Annotated in this window: 12 protein-coding genes; 2 read left to right on the top strand and 10 right to left on the bottom strand. The window is 47.6% G+C overall.

Features of this window, described 5'->3' with window-relative positions; translation table 11 throughout:
* Positions 1 to 10 precede the first annotated feature (10 nt).
* The 6 genes from AC1XTG_RS18700 to nuoB form a co-directional block, all read right to left on the bottom strand.
* Positions 11 to 4,273, bottom strand: a complete 4,263-nt coding sequence (locus AC1XTG_RS18700; RefSeq protein WP_484842998.1) for a T9SS type A sorting domain-containing protein — start codon at positions 4,271 to 4,273, stop codon at positions 11 to 13.
* A 138-nt stretch (positions 4,274 to 4,411) separates the two neighbouring features.
* On the bottom strand, positions 4,412 to 7,255 hold the full coding sequence (carB, locus tag AC1XTG_RS18695; protein WP_484842997.1) for a carbamoyl-phosphate synthase large subunit: 2,844 nt from the start codon (positions 7,253 to 7,255) through the stop codon (positions 4,412 to 4,414).
* Positions 7,256 to 7,451: 196 nt separating this feature from the next.
* Positions 7,452 to 9,287: a BamA/TamA family outer membrane protein gene (locus tag AC1XTG_RS18690; protein WP_056285022.1), complete on the bottom strand. Its 1,836-nt coding sequence runs from the start codon at positions 9,285 to 9,287 to the stop codon at positions 7,452 to 7,454.
* Between the two features lie 100 nt (positions 9,288 to 9,387).
* Positions 9,388 to 11,064 (bottom strand): hypothetical protein, encoded by a 1,677-nt coding sequence (locus AC1XTG_RS18685; protein WP_484842996.1) that lies wholly within the window; start codon positions 11,062 to 11,064, stop codon positions 9,388 to 9,390.
* Positions 11,065 to 11,151: 87 nt separating this feature from the next.
* Entirely contained in the window at positions 11,152 to 11,697 is a 546-nt protein-coding gene (locus AC1XTG_RS18680) for an NADH-quinone oxidoreductase subunit C (RefSeq protein ID WP_484842995.1), read from the bottom strand.
* Between the two features lie 11 nt (positions 11,698 to 11,708).
* On the bottom strand, positions 11,709 to 12,233 hold the full coding sequence (gene nuoB / locus AC1XTG_RS18675; protein WP_056285014.1) for an NADH-quinone oxidoreductase subunit NuoB: 525 nt from the start codon (positions 12,231 to 12,233) through the stop codon (positions 11,709 to 11,711).
* A 136-nt stretch (positions 12,234 to 12,369) separates the two neighbouring features.
* Here nuoB and AC1XTG_RS18670 point away from each other — a divergent pair, with 136 nt between their 5' ends.
* The gene (locus tag AC1XTG_RS18670) at positions 12,370 to 13,119 is read left to right on the top strand and encodes a hypothetical protein (protein WP_484842994.1); all 750 of its coding nucleotides are present in this window, start codon (positions 12,370 to 12,372) and stop codon (positions 13,117 to 13,119) included.
* Between the two features lie 13 nt (positions 13,120 to 13,132).
* On the opposite strand, the gene AC1XTG_RS18665 is transcribed toward AC1XTG_RS18670, so the two are convergent.
* The 3 genes from AC1XTG_RS18665 to moeB all read right to left on the bottom strand — a co-directional run bounded on the left by AC1XTG_RS18665 (position 13,133) and on the right by moeB (position 15,967).
* Positions 13,133 to 13,603 (bottom strand): NADH-quinone oxidoreductase subunit A, encoded by a 471-nt coding sequence (locus tag AC1XTG_RS18665; RefSeq protein ID WP_056286444.1) that lies wholly within the window; start codon positions 13,601 to 13,603, stop codon positions 13,133 to 13,135.
* 30 nt (positions 13,604 to 13,633) lie between these two features.
* On the bottom strand, positions 13,634 to 14,773 hold the full coding sequence (locus tag AC1XTG_RS18660; protein ID WP_056285011.1) for an ATP-binding protein: 1,140 nt from the start codon (positions 14,771 to 14,773) through the stop codon (positions 13,634 to 13,636).
* A gap of 144 nt (positions 14,774 to 14,917) precedes the next feature.
* Entirely contained in the window at positions 14,918 to 15,967 is a 1,050-nt protein-coding gene (moeB, locus tag AC1XTG_RS18655) for a molybdopterin-synthase adenylyltransferase MoeB (RefSeq protein WP_056285008.1), read from the bottom strand.
* A gap of 151 nt (positions 15,968 to 16,118) precedes the next feature.
* On the opposite strand from moeB, the gene AC1XTG_RS18650 reads away from it, so the two are divergent.
* Complete coding sequence (locus tag AC1XTG_RS18650; RefSeq protein WP_056285006.1) at positions 16,119 to 16,622, top strand: GNAT family N-acetyltransferase; 504 nt, start codon at positions 16,119 to 16,121, stop codon at positions 16,620 to 16,622.
* Here AC1XTG_RS18650 and AC1XTG_RS18645 read toward each other — a convergent pair.
* Positions 16,619 to 17,725 (bottom strand): bile acid:sodium symporter family protein, encoded by a 1,107-nt coding sequence (locus AC1XTG_RS18645; RefSeq protein ID WP_484842993.1) that lies wholly within the window; start codon positions 17,723 to 17,725, stop codon positions 16,619 to 16,621. The two genes, AC1XTG_RS18650 and AC1XTG_RS18645, sit on opposite strands and share 4 nt — an antisense overlap.
* Between the last annotated feature and the right edge of the window lie 2 nt (positions 17,726 to 17,727).

Raw genomic sequence — 17,727 nt, 5'->3', positions numbered from 1 at the left:
GAATCCGGGATTACTGTTTCACAACCTTGAATGTACTTTTTCTTCCCTTTGATTCTACGACAAGCAAGTACAAGCCGCGCTGCAATGCAGCAATATTGATTTCCTCGGAAGTTTTACGGGATTCAACCTGCCGGAGTACCCTTCCATTCATATCGTACAAACTGATCTTCTTCAATGCAGCCGCATTCTCGAATGTGACATTCAGTACTTCCTGAACAGGGTTAGGTGCAACGGTAACCTTGAATGTAAGTGTAGGTTCAGTGGCAGTGACCATTTCCACGCGCACTGTTCCCGGACTCTCTATCGTACCGGCTCCGCAGTTGTTCGAAACCCTGAAAAGGCGGTAATACTGGTTGGGTGAAGCCTGGAAGAGCTCAATTATGTCCGTCGGGTTAAAAGTCTGCCGCGTATTGATCAGCAGGTCTGTTCCCCATTGGTAAGTCCACGGCGCGCCGCCTTCCAGTAGCACGGTGATTTTAGGATTGTTTTTACCATCAAAAATAACTGACTCGGAAGCAAAACGCGCCTTGGCTTTCTGCCCGGCAACCATGGCATATTCATAAGCGCCGCTTGCTGTGCCCGCATCACTCGCCACTACACGCATTCTGTATTGTCCGTTTGGCAAAAGGTCACCCGGAAGTACCGCTTTGAGGGGGTTCGTGTTTCCGATTGTCGTAATGGGCCGGAAGTTTTTTCCCGTTGTGTCTGAGATTTGCACGGTCATGATATTGCTGGAAGTGAATGTGCCGAGGGTAGCGTAGGAAACTGCTATTGTGTCGCCGGTACAAAATCCTGCGCTGTTCTGGGAAGTCCAGCTGGTAACACTCACACTTCTTGCCGAAGCCGGGTTTACTTCCACAGTCGCTGATCCGGACCGGTCTCCTTCGCCGCATTCATTCCGTACCGAGGAGATCGTGTAAGTAGTAGTTTGCCGGGGTTGCACGCGGATATAGCTGATCTGTCCCGGGTAAGCGTAAAGATTGCCGCGCGTCCCGTCTGATAATGTATATTCCACATATCCGTTGCTTTTGCTCGATTTGAGCGCCAGCTGCGTTGAAGCTCCGCTGTTAATGGTCGTGTTGCCGCTGATACTTAGCTCCGCGCGGGTAGTAACATAAACATTAACTGCGGTGGTGAGCGCATATTTGGCGACCGTCCCCCTGATCTGGTACCTGTTGCCAGCCAATGCGACAGGTATTTTCAGGTTGATTTCTCCTGTGATGTTTTTGGTAGAATCAAGCGGGATCTCGGTGTTATTGTCAAGGTCGACGAGGATAAAACGGATATTTCCGTCGGAGAGATCAGCCTCTCCCGCCAGACTGTAGTTGATCCGGATACTATTTCCCGGACAAACCGATGACGTATTGGACTGAATGGTCAGCTGAGGCTTCACGGATACTTTAACCCGACCCGAAACTTTACCATATCCACATGCATTTGAAAGCTGCTTGATCGCATATTCCTGTGATTTCTGCGCATACATGTAAACAGTTTCCTGCAGTCCCGAGTAATAGTTCGCGGTTGAATTATCCTGCCAGATCACATTGAAGGGGCTACTGCCGGTAAAGGTGAGTTTCAGATTAATCGCTTGTCCTGCCTCTACAGTTACATTATCGCTCATGTTCTCGCTGAGCAGCTGGACAGTTGCCGGCTCATTGATCTGAACATAAGAATCGTTAGTAACGGGCCCCTCAGAAGAGACCACCCGGATATTATAGCTGCCTGCGGCCAGGTTCGCTGGAATAAACCCGCTCAATGTAGGGCCGGTACCGCCTTTTACAATGGTTGTTTTTTCAGTGGAATATTGTTTGACGATTTCAAGGTCAAACGTGGCTGTTGGTGAAGCTGTACCTTCGCTCACACCGAATGAAACCGAAATCGGGTCACCGGTGCAGAAGTTGCTGTTTCCATTATAGCTAGTGAGCTGAATGCGGTATGCAACAGGTACTATGTGCGCGCTCAGGTTAACCGGCGCACTTCCGCACGTATTTGCTACGGATTTGACCGTGTACACAGCCATTTTTCCGATCGGCGCTTTAACGGGGATTTCAATGGAGGAATTGCCCGTGTTTGTCGAAGTATATACCTGGTCGCCACCGCCATCAACGGAATAGGTAGCCTGTGAAATGCTGCTTGTTCCTGATCTTACGGTAATATATCCCCTTTCCGAGGCCAGGAATAAGCTCGGGTTTTCCGGAGTCGTTTCCGGGTAAATGGTAATGTTCGACAGCGACTGCTGCAATGTGGTGTTCTGCACTTCGCTGAACAATACCGGATTTGTAGAGGTAATCCGTACTCCGGCATTACCGGAATACCAGTAATTTGATTTCAGCCTGATCTTGTAAGTGCCACCGCTTTCGACTGTTTTCAGGTTTTGGAACTCACAGCAATTGCCGTAACCCTGAATTTGAAACTTGTTTCCCGGATTAAAGGTCCCGACCGTGCCAAACACAATGTCAATGCTGTCTGTCTCGCAGATCTCGTGTTTGATTGGTTCAATGTAGATCCCTGGCGCGCTGGTTGATTTTACCGATAGATTGACCGAGCGCGGATTATTATTAGTGAAGCAGCTGTTGCTGATCGATTTGATCTTGAATTCTGTATTGGATTTCAGGAAAAAATCTTTACCCGCAACATTTCCTTCGTATTCATATTCAGCGATCGTGCCGTTCATGTATTCGACCTTGTAAGGCGAGCCGCCGGTTAGCCCGAATCTTAATGCCACGATCTGCGGCTTATCATATGTAAATGTGTCATTGAAACCGGTATACTGCACATTCGGCATGGTTTGCAGCACTACACTGTACGATTGATTCGTCTGCAAGGCAGGTTGCGAAGTGATAATCTGATAACCGTAGCCACCATAACCGCCTTCCCGGGCAGGCAAAGAAAATTCAATGTAGTCACCGTTTTTACTTGCATTCACCGTGCTGGTCTCGCCGGTAAACTGGTTATACAGTTTGACAAAAAACTGGGAAGCGCTGGTGAAATTTGCATTGCTCTGTATTTTGATCCTACCCTGTGTCCCTGCACAGATCAGCTGTCGCTGCGTATCATCAATCCTGATTCCCGGACGAACCTTGATCTCTACTACCTGCGGGTCACGGATCTCTATTTTACCGCAACCGGTTGTAAGAGATTTGATCGAAAAATTTTGATCTGCCGTGGGATTGCTCGTAATGTAAGCTGTGGAACTGTTGGATTTATATATGGTACCGTCGGCAAATTCAAGCGAGTAAGGCGCTAAGCCCGTCATGTTGACCGTCAGCTGCATATAATCGCCAAAATTGATCGTCTGGCTCTGCGTATTGAAAGTAGCACCGGGAGCTGACCAAACCTGGATAGGAGATTGGTAAATGGAAGAAACTGTTGCCGGATTTTCTGTAACAACCTGCACACTGTATCCTGCAGAACCATTGATATTCGCATTGGCCGGAAATCTCGTCTTTAAAAAATTTCCGTCTACAGTAGCCGGAGCTTCTAAGACCAGAGGTGTCTCGTTGTAGAATGCATGGCGAAGGAACCGCACCTTGTATTTAGTTGCATTGGTAAAAGCTTCTCCGCTGGTGGAAATCCGTATCTTCAGTTCACTGTTTTCACAAAGCTCAGTAGGGGTCACGAGCATTGTTTTGACAGCAGTTTTGTTGACTACCGCCGAGTAACTTCCGCTTACAGCCATTGCCCCGCAGAAGTTCTCTGCATGCGCAATCGTATAATTGCCGCTCTGGGTAACTGTGAGGCTGTATGGCTGAGAAAATCTGCCGTCATTGGAATAAATACTGATCTTACTGCTATCACTCAACGTGACGCGGCCCTCCTGAAAGTTGTTACCTTCCAGCAGAATGTCCACACGGTCAAATGCATTCAAAGTATCGGATTTGCCGGGAGGGTTCAATACAACTTTCCCTTTGGTATGGATTCCGATCGAAGAACTCCACTCGCTTTGAACTTTGGGAGAGGAAGTCGACGCACGCATCTGAACGTAGGAGTTGCCAAGTGAGAGCGAATCTGCAATCCTGAATTCCAGGTTCCCGCCCACCAAAACTGCCGGGAGTTCCACACTGATATTATTCGCGTAAGCTTTGCGGATTTGTACCGTGTACTTGTTATCCGCATTGAAAGTCCCTGTTACAATGACGGGAATTTTGTAGGTAGTATTGACACAAACCGAGGAAGAAAGATAGGTATGGTCAATGGTAATGGAATTGTTTTGGGCAAAAGAACGTGAGCAAAGCAGTAGCAATGCAAGAATGCAGGGGTAAAGTTTAAACATGTTTAAGAGGAGTTACAAAAGTGACCGAAAGTACAAGTTTTTCTACAAAATGTGAATAGGTCAGGCGAGTTCCGCAAATAAAAAAGTGGCGCACAGATTGCTCTGTACGCCACTTGAAAATTGGATCTGAATTCGTTGTTACCGGCTCAGATACAGGTTCCTTTCTCCATATATCTTCTGGAAGAAATCATCCTGTAAATCATCGATAAAGTAGATCGCTTCTCCGGTCGATTTCATTTCCGGCCCAAGCTCTTTATTTACATTCGGGAATTTATTGAAAGAGAATACCGGGATCTTGATTGCCCAGCCTTTTTTCACAGGATTGAATGTGAAGTCAGACAGTTTTTTATCACCCAGCATCAGCTTCGTTGCATAGTTCACATAAGGTTCCTGGTAAGCTTTGCAAATGAAAGGTACCGTTCTGGAAGCTCTCGGGTTGGCCTCGATTACAAACACGACGCCGTTTTTCACCGCAAACTGCACGTTGATCAAACCTTTCACATTCATTGCCAGGGCAATTTTGCGCGTATGCTCTTCAATCTGGCGGATTTCGTCGGCGCTCAGATCGAATGGAGGCAATGCAGCGTGCGAGTCGCCGGAGTGGATCCCCGCAGGTTCGATATGCTCCATTACACCGATAATGTAAGCGTCTTCACCGTCACAAATTGCGTCGGCTTCTGCTTCGAGCGCACCTTCGAGGAAGTGGTCAAGTAATATATTATTGTCAGGAATATCGTGCAGGATCTTCACAACGTGTTGTTCAAGTTCCTTTTCATTGATCACGATTTTCATGCTCTGTCCACCCAAAACGTAGCTCGGACGAACAAGTAACGGGAAGCCCAGTGTTCTTGAAAGCTCTACCGCCGCATCGGATGTACGTACCGTTCCGAATTTCGGGAATGGGATACCAAGTTCTTCCAGGAGTGACGAGAACCGGCCGCGGTCTTCTGCCCAGTCGAGCGAATGGTAACTGGTACCGATGATTTTAACACCATACTTTTCCAGCTTTTCCGCCATTTTCAATGCAGTCTGTCCACCAAGCTGCACAATCACACCTTCCGGTTTTTCGTGCTCAATGATGTCAAACACGTGCTCCCAGAAAACTGGCTCGAAGTAAAGCTTGTCGGAGATATCCGGGTCAGTCGAAACAGTTTCAGGGTTACAGTTCACCATGATTGTTTCGTAGCCCGCTTCTTTCGCTGCCAAAACCCCGTGCACGCACGAGTAGTCAAACTCGATTCCCTGACCGATCCTGTTAGGTCCTGAACCCAGTACCATTACTTTCTTGCGGTCGCTGACAATCGATTCATTGTCGGGATATTCCTGCGAGGTATTAAATGTAGAGTAGTAGTAAGGCGTTTTCGCTTCGAACTCGGCCGCGCAGGTATCCACACATTTATAAACACGTTTGATACCCAGTGCTTTTCTTCTGTCGTAAACCTTGCTTTCCTTGGTTCCAAGCAAGTGGGCGATCTGGCGGTCGGCATAGCCTTTTTGTTTGGCCGAAAGCAGCAGTTCCTTTGGAAGATCGTCCAGTTCGTATTTCTCAATCTGGTGTTCCAGCTCGATCAGCTCCTCGATCTGGCGCAGGAACCATGCATCAATCTTGGTAAGGTTCTGGATTGTTTTGAAAGACAACCCGATTTTGAATGCATCGTAAATGTGGAACAAACGGTCCCAGCTCGGATTTTTAAGGCTTTTCTTAATCGCTTCCTGATCGCGCAGCTCGCGGCCGTCGGCTCCAAGACCATTCCGGCGAATTTCAAGCGATTGACAGGCTTTTTGCAATGCCTCCTGGAAATTCCGTCCGATACCCATTGCTTCTCCAACCGATTTCATCTGCAAGCCCAATGAGCGGTCAGCGCCTTTGAACTTGTCGAAATTCCAGCGCGGCACTTTTACGATCACGTAGTCAATCGAAGGTTCGAAGAATGCGGAGGTACTTCCGGTAATCGGGTTGATCAATTCGTCAAGATTATAGCCAATCGCCATTTTAGCAGCGATTTTGGCAATCGGGTAACCTGTTGCTTTTGAAGCAAGCGCCGAAGAACGAGAAACGCGTGGGTTGATCTCGATCGCGATGATCTTGTCGTCTGCAGGGTTCACAGAGAACTGCACATTACAGCCGCCTGCGAATTTTCCGATCCCGTCCATCATTTTGATAGCGAGGTCGCGCATTTGCTGGTAAAGCGTGTCCGGTAATGTCATCGCGGGTGCTACCGTGATACTGTCACCTGTATGTACGCCCATCGGGTCAAAGTTCTCGATTGAACAGATGATGATGAAGTTACCATTGCCGTCGCGCAGCAATTCCAGCTCGTACTCTTTCCAGCCCATTACACTTTGTTCAACCAGTACTTCGTGTACCGGAGAAGCGTGTAAGCCGTTATTCAATGCCTGATCAAAATCTTCTTCTTTCTCCACGAAGCCGCCGCCGGTTCCACCCAATGTGAAGGAGGGGCGTATTACCAGCGGAAACCCAATTTCCTGAGCGATTTCCTTGCCTTCCAAAAACGAGCGGGCTGTCCGGCCTTCGCACACATTCACACCTAATTCCAGCATTTTCAACCGGAATTTCTCTCTATCCTCAGTCGTTTCAATCGCTTTGATGTCAACACCAATGATCTCCACATCATATTTTTTCCAGATTCCTGCCTTGTCGCAGTCGATAGCGAGGTTCAATGCAGTCTGGCCTCCCATTGTTGGCAACACCGCGTCGATGGGCTTGCCTAATGCTCTGTGTTTTTCAAGAATTTCAACGATATACTTTTTCTCCAATGGCAACAGATAAACATGATCTGCACTGATAGGATCAGTCATGATGGTTGCCGGATTGGAATTGATAAGAACTACTTCAATTCCTTCCTCACGCAGCGAACGGGCAGCCTGGGAACCAGAGTAGTCAAATTCACAAGCCTGACCTATGACAATGGGACCTGAACCGATAATCAGAACGGATTTGATATTCGTATTTTTGGGCACAGTAGATGGTATTTTTGTAGAAATGAAGGAAATACTTTAACAACTTTTGGGGTTGCCTGGTAAATTTCAGCAGGGGTACGTCCAAAAATTCCACAAAGTTAATTCACATATCCGAAAAAGCAGGATAGGAAGTCCGAAATTAGTGGTAAAAATGAAATTTTGTCTGCAAGTGACTGTAAAGCAGTATTTTGGGAAATTACTGCAGCGGGACTATAGCTGGGGCCGAGATATCGAAGTCGCGTAAACGCAGCGGAACGTTGCCGCTCGCTCCAAATCGCCACTCTGCTGTGTTGCCCGGTATGTTGGGGTAGTATCCGACGCGGATTTGTAGTGTATTAAAGGTAAGATTCTCATTTCTTAGCCTGAGTCCGAGCCCGTAACCCTGGTAAAGCGGCCCGCTCCAGAGCGAAGAAACTCCATTGACCAGCCCGAGATCTGCGAAAACAAAGTAAGCAATACGAAACCCGAGCAAACTCTTATCCGAGAAGAAAACGGTTTCCGTTCCCACGGTAAGCCGCTTTGTGCCAATCAGCTGATCGTTGTTAATGCCCCTGATACCCTGTTCTCCGCTGATATTCAGGTAGTCGAGCGGATCGCGGCGGATTCCGTGGGTGTAGCGGAATGTAAGGAACTGACGGAAGAAACTGTATCTGAATGGGATCAGGTTGCTGATGTAATTCAGCTGTCCATTGATCACGCCCTGCTGCGCAACCCCGTTTTTGGAGTAAGTCCCTACATTGGCAAGAAAGTACATGTAGCCCAGATTGTGCGGAATGTAGTTACCCGTGGCAAACTGTACGCCACCATACCCGCGCACCCCGAACTCTGTATTCTCTCTCCCGATCGTCAATGCGAACAGGCTGCCTATCGGCACGTCTTCCGTACGACCAAAACCGTAGATCAAAACGTCGCGTTTGTAGTTCCTGTTGGAGTATCCAAGGCTCACAAGGGTGGCGCTGCGGTTCCAGTATATTTTGTTGAGATCGGCTGAGACTTGCGGGCGTTTTTCGAAGTGGTACTTATTGTGCCGGAATGCAGTCACAATCCGCGAGTTTTTGGCGAGCCTGCTGTCGGGGAACGGAAACTTGAAAGCCCGGCCGATCCAGGCATCGTAATAAGCATACTCGGTTGGAAAGCGAATTTCCACATCGGTATCGTCCAGTCTTCGTTTGTACTGCCGCACATTGGTATGCCCGATTTCCAGCGCGCCGGCGTATTTGGTTTCGTTGGTTAAAAAGCGGCGGAAAAATCGGATCGACTGTTCCTTTACATCACGTTCAAGAATAAAGTTGGCCTGGCCGGTGATGAACGTTTTTCCTATATAAGGAATCGTATAAATGCTCCTGAACTGGAATTTCTGAATGGTATCGTTGGCGTTCCAACGGATTCCCGTGCGCTGGGAATGTGTGGTTCCGCGTACGTTGATGTTCTCGACAGATGCATTGAACTTATTGAAACCACTGAACCCGCCCGCAAAGTTAAGCGACCACGAATCCTGCACCAATACGACCACATCGGCCATCCAGGTTACATCGCTCCGGGGTACTACAATGATACGCGCATCCAGAATGGTGCGGTTTTCACGCAGCAGGCGTTCGTTATCTTTCAATACCTGCGCCTGGATATCGTCTCCTTCCGAAAACAGCAGGAAAGATTTGCGGATAATTCCCTCCCGTGTGTTGGTGTGCAGCGTTTTGCTCAAAAACCGTTCAAGCCGGTTGCCGGTACGCGTGGTATCGTAAACGGATTCGCCCATGATATCCAGCTGGCGAATGTAGATCTTCCGGATAACCATTCCCTCGTAAGGTGTAAAAGGATTGGTCTCGATTTCTTTCACCTCCTTGATCTTGCCCTGGTTGTAAACATCCCGGAAAAGCAACCTGTACACCGCCCGTGAAAACTTCGTCTTCGACATACGCGCTTTCAGGTTTGTGTACCGGACACTATCGCTTTTGTAAACTGCCGCACTATCGGGATTTTGGGCCGACGCGATGGCAGAGAACAGAAGAAACAGTACCAGATACTTGTACATGAGAGATGTAAATTCCAATAGACAGAATTAACGTAAACGCGGGAACCAAAGGTATGCGGCAGTTTAAAGGGCGGCTATTTAATCGTCCTGAAAGGTGATATTACTTATCTGCGTCGAGAATAGCTTTCACAGTTTTATCAAGCGCACTCGGAGCGGGAGCGTTTTTTAAGGCAAATTTCCCGTTTGGCCTGATAATCGCGAATGTACCGGCGTCCAGCGGATTCAGTCTGAATAGCAGGTCCATGGTTTGATTGTCAGACAGAAATACGTGTGTGCCTTTGAGCTGGTGCCTTACCACGTACTGGCGCAGCAGTTCATCTGAAAAACCATATTCCTGTCCGGGCAAGTGAACAAAGAGGAACTTCACGTTTTCAGGCAGGCGGGATTGCAGCATCGGGATAAAGCCGAGCTCTTCGCGGCTTTTTGCATCTTCCATGCTCCATTTGACCAGATAGATCGTACTGCCTTTGTAACTGTCAAGGATCTGGTTAACCCAGGTATTGCCGCGATCGTTGGAAGCGGTCAGAAAATAGCCTGGCAATGCTTCCGTGGGCAGCGTTCTGGCATTTTTGAAGTTCACCAGCCTGCTGATATCCGCGCTGTCTTTTACTTCCAGCCGCACCAGCTCATCAAGCGATTGCCTGAATTGCGGAATGCCGTTTCGAGATTGAATGTGCCTGTTGAGCAACAGCTGCTGTTTGTAAGTAAATTTATACAGGTTGCGGGATAGATAACGTGCGTTCAGAAACTCGGTAGCAGTGCTGTCAAACAGATCATTATAACTCCTGCTTTCTCTTTCGTAATTAAAAAGAATGTTCAGCGTCGTTTCATTTTTTGCAAAAAGCTTGTTCAAAAAATCCAGCTGCGCCTTTTCGGCAACACCATTCAATGTGATTTGTTCCAGCCGCTGTTTATCGTCAGATGTGAGATTATTGGTGTAAGTCCTGATCAGCGTCGCCATTAACCTTACCGGAAGTGAATTGGTACGGCTTGGACTGTTAATCCGCTGTTGCTGCACAAGCAGGTCGGCGTAGTCGCCAAACCGGCTCGCCCATATCACGCGTTGTCCCGTCAAAGGCGGCTTGGCCAGGCGGTTAAGACTGTCTTTCAGTGCATCACTTATTTCATACAAATTGCTTAATGAATGCTCAAACAGGATTTGCATTTGCTCTTCCTCGGCATTTGACTTCACCCATTGCAATAAAGCAGGCGAGGGGACCGAGTTGAGGGACGCGGCCTGTACTGCGCCGGTACGCAACGCAGCCCGCTGCTCGGCAAGCGACCTCGCCTGAGCGGCACTGCGCTCCCAGAACGATTTGAAAAATTCGGAGCCGAGTGCCTTGTTGGCGCTGAGGCGCTTGTTTTCTTCCTGAATATAAAGCGGATACTGATTGTTGGCATCCGCATTCACACCCGCGAAATAAAACAGTTTACCTGTGGTATTAAGGGAATCTCCATTGAAAGTGATTTCAACAGTACCGGGGGAACCCAGGAAAGTTGTGAATGCTTTTCCACCATAATCAAGGTATATTTCTTCCTGCGTAAAAATCATGGGAAGTGAAACCCTGAAACTGCCGTCAGGTTCCAGCGGCGCCTGTTTGCTGAGCTCCGACTGTGGCTGCAGTATGTTGTTACGGGAAAAATTAATAAAGGAAGCCTGCCTGTACAGCCGGCCGTTCAGGTTGAGTATCCTGCCCTTGATGATCAGCGAATCTGTCGAAGCCTGAGAAACCTGAAACAAACCTGAAAACAGGGCGAAAAGTAAGATGAAGCGCATGCACGTGACTATTGAGATTGATAACGAAAAATAGCCAGCCTTTTTTACGCCTCCAAATTTGAAAGTTTATTTCAGCAGCAGGTACAATTACAATGTATGGTCGGGGCCAACCAGTTCCTGGCCCGGTCCGCCATCTTCATACCTTACATATATGCCGTGGTAGCGCTCCCGCGCCTGGTAATCTTTGCGGAGCGGGTGACCTTCCCAGTCCTCGGGCAGCAGGATCCTGCGCAGATCCGGGTGTCCTTCAAAATAAATACCCATTAAATCATAAGCTTCCCGCTCGTGCCACTCGGCAGTGCGCCAGATGTGGCTTACCGTAGGTACCACCGGCAAGTCACCTTCCGGATTATTCCTCGGAAATACGGACTTGATCGTGAAATCTGTCTGGTAAGGAATAGAAGTCATATTGTAGATCACCTCCATTGTGGCCAGTCCGGGTCCATTGTCAATAGCTGTAATGCAAGCCAGGAAATCGAAAAACAAGCGGTTATCCTCGTGCAGGAACTGACATACTTCCGGAATATTCTCTTTTGGTACTATCAAAACGGGCTGCGGATTTTTGGTATCCGCATCAATCGCCAGTTCGGGAAACCGGGCAACAATCAGGGAAGTAATTTCTTGAAAATTCATTTAGTAAAAAGTTAGGCGGTTACCATTTCCGCAGCTTCCATTTCAAGGAACAATGCGGGTGCGACTTCTTTGGTATTCCTGATCTTCTCCTGCAATTTCATAAACCCGCCGATCAGCGCCTCAGGTCTTGGCGGACAGCCGGGAACGTATATGTCCACCGGGATAATCCTGTCAACTCCTTTCACCACGTGGTACCCATGTTCCCAATACGGACCGCCGCAGTTGGAGCAGCTTCCCATTGAAATAACGTAGCGCGGTTCGGGCATTTGTTCATATAGTCTCCTGATACGGTCGGCCATTTTAAAAGTAACAGTACCTGCCACAATCATCACGTCCGACTGTCTTGGGGAAGGCCGCGGCATGATCCCGAACCTTTCCAGGTCGTAATTGGACGCGTAAGCTGCCATCATTTCAATGGCGCAGCAGGCAAGACCAAATCCCATGGGCCACAACGACGAGAGCCGCGCCCAGTTCATAAGGTCCTCAGCGTTAGTCAATATAATTCCTCCGTCTCCGGTTTTTGCTCGTTCACTCATCTCGCTATCAGATACTGCTATCTGGTTGGTACAAATTTTGCCTGTTATTGTGATACAGACGTCACAATTGTAACCATAATTGGCAAGAAACGGTTTCCGCCTGCGTTACAAAACAAATGCATTTAACTACAACTATATGAAAAACAAATTACTTCTCATCGCTTCCTTTCTGATCGTTTTTTCCGGGGCTGCAAATGCGCAGACAGAAGCTGATACAACAGTCAGATTATTCAAAAGCGGAATGGCGATTTACGCAGAATTAGGTCTCTTGCCCAACAATAAAGCCATACGCGATCAACTGACGCAACTTGGTGTAAAACCGTTTGAAGGATTGATGGGATCGATTGTACTCGCGCGGCGGACTGAATCAGAAAAATGGTTTTCGGAAGGCCGGATCATTATCATGAACAGCACCAACTACACTACGGATAAGAATGTAAAAAAAGCGTATCTCTCGGGGATCGGGATCGGGACGGACGGCGGTCCGAAACTCGTGAATACCTCGCGCTGGAATGTAATGATTCCCCTGGGTGTGGATGTGATGCTGTACCGGCTGAATATCAAGAGCAATGGAAATGCGACCATTGGCCAGGTTGTCAACAATCCTTCTTCTTTTCAGGCGGTGAAGCTTTTTACACCCAATATCAACATTCACGGAGGTTTGGGAGTTGATTACAAAATGAATCTTTTCCCGAAAGTAAATGACAAAGTGTACCTGAGCGGAAAGGTAACCTATCACCAGCCGCTGCTTGGAAAAAGAAAATGGCGGGGCGAGAATGTCACGATCAGCGATCTGTCTTCATTGAAAGTGAACCAGGTTTATGTACAGATCGGATTTGTCGTTTTCCCCAAACCAGGCGATAAGAAGTGGGGTAAAATGCATTAAGCTAAACAGCTGGTCAACTTGCCTTATACCGCTCGTTGACCTGCTTGTACATATCAGCCGGTACCAGTGATTTCACTTCCGGGATCTGTGGTTTGGGGCGCACCCAGTCGAGGTAGCCTTTGACCCAGGCGTAAGCCAGGCCCAGGATCAGTATACCGATAAAAACGGTCATTTCTGCCATGGCAAACCAGCCCCATTCTCCGTTAGTCTGCGCAATGAGATCTTCGTTGCCGAAAACAACGGACCAGGGAAAAAGGAACAGCAGCTCGACCTCAAACAAAACAAAGACCAGCGCAACAATATAAAAACGGACGTTGAACTGGATCTGCGCATTACCAAGCGGGTCTTCGCCGGATTCGTAGGTTGTCAGCTTTTCTTCATTGGGTTTGTGCGGGCGCAAGAACTTGGCAATCGTGAGCATTACGCCGAGGAGAACCAGGGCTGCAATGATAAAAAGAAGTATATATCCGAAATCAGAAATCATGTTCAGCAGTCTTTCCTGCAAATCTAATCGTTAAATCTCCCCATTTACAAAATCGATGAAATTGTCGTGATTTATCCAGTGTGTTTCAGCTTCGGGGTAAGCTTCTACGAACGCCTTGGGGAATTTGATCTTATTCTCTTTCCATTTGAACTCATACCCTTTCAGCTGATCGTTCCTTACTTCCAGCCAGTCAAGTTCCTGCTGATCGTAAGTCCGCCAGAAATAAACAAACGGGTCTTTTCTTGAATAGGAATTAACCTTCATTCGCTCTGCTGCCAGGTAATTTTCCCAAAGCGCACCGATATCCTGACGTTGCGGTACCGGTAAAAAGTTGTTAATTAATGCATTCCTGATCCCATTGTCAAAGAAGTACCATTTTGAAGACTTAGTAACCTCTTTTCGAAGATTTTTACTAAAACCTCCGATCCTGAAAATGATAAATACTTTTGAGAAAAGATCAAGGTATCGCTCGACGGTGTTTCGATCAATCTGCAGTGATTTTGAAAGTTCTTCATAAGAAACCTCCTGTCCAATTTGATAAGCAATCAGTTGGAGTAGTTGAAGCATTTTGTGTGAGTATCTCACTTGCTCAAACATGAGGATATCTTTAAGCAAGTAAGCATTTACCAGGCCTTTCAGATATTCTTTTTGCTCTTCTGTATTGGTTATCTGTAAAATGTCAGGATAGCTTCCAAATACCAGTCTGTTTTCAAGTTGCTGTCGGGTTTGTAGATATGATTCCTGAGAAGAAAGTTCTATTTGAGCAAGCGGAAAAAGCTGATAGCTGATTTGCCTGCCAACCAGGGGCTCGCCAGTTTGATTGGACAACTCAAATGCAGAAGACCCGCTGGCAATAATGGTAAGGTTTGGAAAGCTGTCTATCAGAAGTTTAAGTGCTTTCCCGATTTCAGGCACTACTTGTGCTTCATCAATGAGCAGTAAGTTGATATCTTTTAGCCAACGACGGTAGGATGCGATTCTCCGGTCTGAAAGCAGAAAAATGGTATCCAGATCTTCGCCATTTAGAAAAAGAGATTTCCCCTGAAAGTTCTTCTCGATCTGGTTGAGCAAATGTGTTTTGCCAACTCGCCTGGCGCCCGAAAGTACGATAACCTTATTGGAATTCAGTTTCTCCTCTATTGTTTTGAGTATATACCTCGGAAATTCCATGCTGAATATCGGTAGGTGAAGTCAAATTTAGCCAAATTATTGACTTAATTCAATCAATTTAGCTAAATTCATTGAACGAACTCAACCAATTTAGCTAAATTCATTGAATTGACTCAACCAATTTAGGTATTCTTCTCTGAGCTGCTACCAGTTGGCTGCCCAGCGGGCGTCGCCTAAAAAGCCACTTTTTAAAAGCAGTTTGGCTGCCTGTCGGCTTCTGATTCCGCTTTGGCAGTAGAATACCACCGTTTTATCATCTGGGAAAGTGGTCAGGAAATCGGGGATCTCGGAAAGTGGTATATTGGTGCCGCCAAAATTATCAGCCTCAAATTCATAATCCTCCCGGACATCAATGAACTGGACCTGCTCAGGAGCGGCATCCTGAATGCGTTCAAATTCTTCCAGCGACATTTCACGGGCATCAACTGGCTTTGGTGAAGGAGCGGGCTCTGTGACGGGGCTGTCTTGAACAGGAATATTCCGGCTGAACTCGAATGTACTTGTTGCATTAGTAAGTGCGTTGATCAGCAGTAACCTGCCGGAAAGTACCTGTCCCACTTCGCAGATCACCTTGATTGCCTCATTGGCCATATACGTACCGATTATGCCGGGTAAAATGCCGATTACGCCAGCCTCGGCACAATTGTCGCCTTCTTCTGCGTCGGGAAAAAGACAGCGGTAAGTAGGGCCGTTGTGATGATTGAAAACAGATACCTGTCCTTCAAACCGCAGAATGGAGCCGAAAACCCAGGTTTTGTTGAGCTTAATACAGGTATCATTTACCAGGTAGCGCGTCTCAAAATTATCCGAACCGTCAATCACCAGATCGTAGCCTGAAATGATCTCCGCCGCATTCTCGCTGGTCAGCTGGACAGGGTAGGGCGTGAATTTTACAAATCCATTGAGGATACTCAGTTTTTCAGCGGCAGTAACTGCTTTCTTTTTACCCAGGTCAGCCTCCGAATACAGGATCTGTCGATGCAAATTGGTTACCTCTACATGATCGTGGTCAATAATCCCGATTTCGCCCACGCCGGCCGCAGTGAGATATTGCAATACCGGACAGCCCAAACCGCCTGCACCAACCACCAGAACCCTAGCTGATTTCAATTTTTCCTGACCTTCCAGACCAACTTCCGGAAGAAGAATCTGCCGGCTGTATCGCTTGCGTTCCTGAATTTCAAGTTTCAACATACTCCTTTTACTGTTCACAAAGGTGACAACGCACCTCTTTTTAGTCGAAAACAGGTAAAGTAGGCAATTCGATCATTGGGTTGCGTTTAATTTTTTAAATAATCCTTATTTTAACGCGCTCAATCAACCTGACAACGACCTGAATTACTTGATGGATCTTATTATCAGAAGCGCTGCTCCCAGGGATTTACCTGCTTTGCTGGAAATTATCAACCACGCTATCCTTAACACCACCGCCATTTACGACTATGAACCCAGAACGCTGGAAGAGCAGACTGCCTGGTTTGAAAAGATGTTCAACGACGGCATGCCGGTGATCGTGGCAGAGCTTGAAGGCAAGGTGATCGGTTATGGTTCATACAATACCTTCCGGCCGAAAATCGGGTATAAGTTCAGTGTAGAGCATTCCATTTACCTCGACGAAAAATCACGCGGAATGGGCGTAGGAGGGAGGTTGCTTGGCAGCCTGATCCAGCGCGCGAAAGAATCAGGTATTCACACCATGATCGGCGTGATCGACGCGGCGAACCGGGGCAGTATCGAATTTCATAAAAAATACGGCTTTATCGAAAAAGGCTACCTCAAAGAGATAGCCTTCAAATTCGATCAGTGGCTGGATGTTGTGTTCATGCAGCTGCTTATTGAGGAAGATTAATGCGCTCTTCCCGTTTCAATGTAAGTTTCTTCATCACCGGTAGGTTTGCCTTGCCACCAGGAAGCCAGGATAGAGCCGGTGATGTTCATCAATGGTCCGAAAATCGCCGGAGCTAATCCGACAGTGGCCATTTTGCCCATTTCCTTGGCAATCCCCGAAGCTAGTCCGCCATTTTGCATACCTACCTCGATCGCGATCGTGCGACAGTCGCGCTCGCTCATTTTGAACAACCGTCCCGACCAGTATCCCAGGGTATAACCAGACAGATTGTGGATCAGTACCAAAAGCAATAAGGCTGGTCCGATGGAAAGCAGGCTATCGCGCCCGGCGGCCGTGATAATGACGATAATGAATGCGATCCCGGCCATAGAAACGAGCGGCATTGCAGCATCAAGCCACTTCACTTTTCCGCTGAATAATTTATTAAAAAGCAACCCCGCGCCGATCGGGATAATCACCATTTTGATAATATCCCACATCATATGCAGCGTGTCGATCTGAACGAAGGCACCTGCCAGAAGGCTCATTAAAAGCGGGGTGACGAGCGGCGCGAGCATGGTTGAAATCGCCGTAATGGTGATCGAAAGCGCCAGGTTTGCTTTGGCGAGATAGGAGATCACATTGGACGCCATTCCATTGGGAGAGCAGCCGATCAGAATAATACCGGCCGCGATTTCAGGCGGAAAACCGCTGATACTCGCCAGTGTATAGCCGATACCCGGCATAATGATGAAGTGGCTCACGACACCGATCAATACACCTTTGGGCATTTTAACAACCCCGACAAAATCGCCGAAGCTCATCGAAGTACCCATTCCAAACATGATGATCTGTATCAATGGCGTGATCAGCACAGCCAGTTTGAAATCCCCGAATGATTGAAAATGCTGCGGGTAGTACAATGCAGTGGTAACTGCCGCGAAAATCACGGTAGTGTAAGTAAAGCCTTTCAGCTTTTCATAGCCACGAAAACTGATCGCCAATGCGAGGAAAAATCCGATGAAGAACGGGCCGGCTGCGGGCAGGTTCCCGCTCAATGCAAGATATAAGGCGGCCAGCAGGCACACTGCCGCCGCAACTGAGAGTAGCTTATACATATTCATGC

The organism is Dyadobacter sp. HNCC25DJ183 (genome assembly GCF_056895175.1).
The sequence above is the reverse complement of the archived record's forward strand: the minus strand, read 5'-3'. Positions and strand labels throughout refer to the sequence as shown.